This window comes from Staphylococcus sp. HMSC072B07, from assembly GCF_001815505.1.
GTDB lineage: Bacteria > Bacillota > Bacilli > Staphylococcales > Staphylococcaceae > Staphylococcus > Staphylococcus simulans.
Window position 1 is genome coordinate 7727 of sequence record NZ_KV820946.1, and the last position, 2056, is coordinate 9782.

Consider the following 2056-nt stretch of genomic DNA (forward strand, 5'->3'; position numbering starts at 1 on the left):
GTAAATCAATTACAGTTGAAAAAACTGAACCAGACGCTGATGGCAACACAGTTGTGACATTCTCTGATGGCAGCACAATCACTATTCCAAAAGGAACAAAAGGTGATAAAGGCGATACTGGAGAAACAGGTGCTGCAGGTCAATCAGTTACAGTTGCGAAAGTAGAACCGCAACCAAACGGCGATACAAAAGTAACGTTCTCAGATGGTAAAGAAGTTGTGATTCCTAAAGGAGAAAAAGGCGACAAAGGTGATACTGGTGTACAAGGTGAAGCTGGACAAAATGGTGCGGACGGTAAATCAATTACTGTTCAAAGTACAACGCCTGACGCTGACGGTAATACAGTAGTGACTTTCTCTGACGGTTCAAAAGTTGTACTTCCAAAAGCCAAAGACGGTAAAGATGGTACATCAGTTACAGTTCAAAGCACAGAAACAACACCAGAAGGTAATACGAAAGTTACATTCTCTGATGGACATGAAATCACAATCGCAAAAGGCGATAAAGGTGATAAAGGCGATTCAGTTACAGTTGCGAAAGTAGAACCGCAACCAAATGGTGATACAAAAGTTACATTCTCTGACGGTAAAGAAATTGTCATTCCTAAAGGAGAAAAAGGTGACCCAGGTAAAGACGGTGTAGATGGTAAAGATGCAGCACCATTAACAGTTACAAGCACTGAAAAAGATGCGGACGGCAACACTATTATTCACTTCAGTGATGGCGGTACAGCAGTTATCTCTAAAGGCGATAAAGGTGCAGATGGTCAATCTATTACAGTTCAAAACGTTGCGCCAGATAAAGATGGTAATACAGAAGTAACGTTCTCAGATGGCTCTAAAGTGACAATTCCTAAAGCGAAAGATGGCGTAGATGGTAAGTCAGTTACTATTACTGGTAACGAAACATTACCAAGCGGTGATATCAAAGTTACATTCAGTGATGGACATGAAATCATCATTCCTAAAGGCGCTAAAGGAGATACAGGCGCATCAGTTACTGTAGTTAAAACAACGAAAGATCCAGATGGCAACACTGTAGTTAACTTCAGTGATGGCAGCAGCGTCACAATCCCTAAAGGAGATAAAGGCGACAAAGGTGCAGACGGTACATCAGTGACTATTACAGGCACAGAAGTACAACCTGACGGTTCAACTAAAGTAACGTTCTCAGATGGTCGTGAAATCAACATTCCTAAAGGATTAGACGGTAAATCTGTCACAATTACTAAAGCTGAACCAGATGCTGATGGCAACACAGTGATTGACTTCAGTGATGGTTCGAAAGTTACTGTGCCGAAAGGTAAAGATGGTGTAGACGGTAAATCAATTACTATCACAAATACTGAAAACTTACCTAATGGCGATGTTAAAGTGACATTCAGCGATGGACACGAAGTTGTAATACCTAAAGGTGCTAAAGGAGATAAAGGTGAAGATGGACAATCTATCACAATTACTTCTTCTACAGTTCAACCAGATGGTAATACGAAAGTAGTCTTCAGCGATGGACATGAAATTGTCGTTCCAAAAGGCCAAGATGGTAAATCAATCTCTATTACTTCAACAACGAAAGATCCTAATGGAAATACAGTTGTAGAATTTAGCGATGGTACTTCAGTTACAATCTCAAAAGGAGATAAAGGTGACCAAGGTTTACCTGGTAAAGACGGTGCAGACGGAAAATCAGTTACAGTAACAGGTCAAACAATCGACCCTGACGGCAATACAAAAGTAACATTCAGTGACGGCAACACAATCACAGTACCGAAAGGCAAAGACGGAACTTCAGTTACAGTCAAAGATTCACATCCAGATGCAGATGGTAATACCGTTGTAGAATTCAGTGATGGTTCAACAGCTACAATTGCGAAAGGCAAAGACGGTCGCGATGGTAAAGATGGCCGTGACGGAGTAGACGGTAAATCAATCACAGTAACAGGGCAAACAATTGATCCGAACGGCAACACAGTAGTGACATTCAGCGATGGTAATTCAATTACAGTACCAAAAGGTAAAGATGGCACTTCAGTTACAGTCAAAGATTCACATCCAGA

Annotated in this window: 1 pseudogene; it reads left to right on the top strand. The window is 41.1% G+C overall.

The features are described from left to right. Window positions 1–2056 (top strand): annotated as a pseudogene (locus HMPREF3031_RS11245) (DUF4988 domain-containing protein); the annotation flags it as partial.